Source organism: Aneurinibacillus sp. REN35 (assembly GCF_041379945.2).
GTDB lineage: Bacteria > Bacillota > Bacilli > Aneurinibacillales > Aneurinibacillaceae > Aneurinibacillus.
Map to the genome: position 1 here is coordinate 1 of NZ_JBFTXJ020000043.1, position 299 is coordinate 299.

A 299-nucleotide genomic window follows, 5' to 3' on the forward strand; every position below is an offset into this window, starting at 1 on the left:
ACAACCTGCACCGCGCGCCGATGTTTTCCGGCGCGATCGAGGGCACGGGCCCGCGGTATTGCCCGTCCATCGAAGACAAGATCGTCCGCTTCGCCGACAAACCAAAGCATCAGATCTTCCTGGAGCCGGAAGGCCGGAATACGAAGGAGTACTACGTTCAAGGGCTGTCTACGAGCATGCCCGAGGATGTGCAGCTGCAAATTCTGCGCTCGATTCCGGGGCTGGAGAAAGTCGAAATGATGCGCACCGGCTACGCCATCGAGTACGATGCGGTCGTTCCGACGCAGCTGTGGCCGTCG

Annotated in this window: 1 protein-coding gene; it reads left to right on the plus strand. The window is 60.5% G+C overall.

Annotated features, from left to right (window positions below; all coding sequences use genetic code 11):
• On the plus strand, positions 1-299 hold a 299-nt coding region (locus AB3351_RS23600), incomplete at both ends, for an FAD-dependent oxidoreductase (RefSeq protein WP_371149552.1).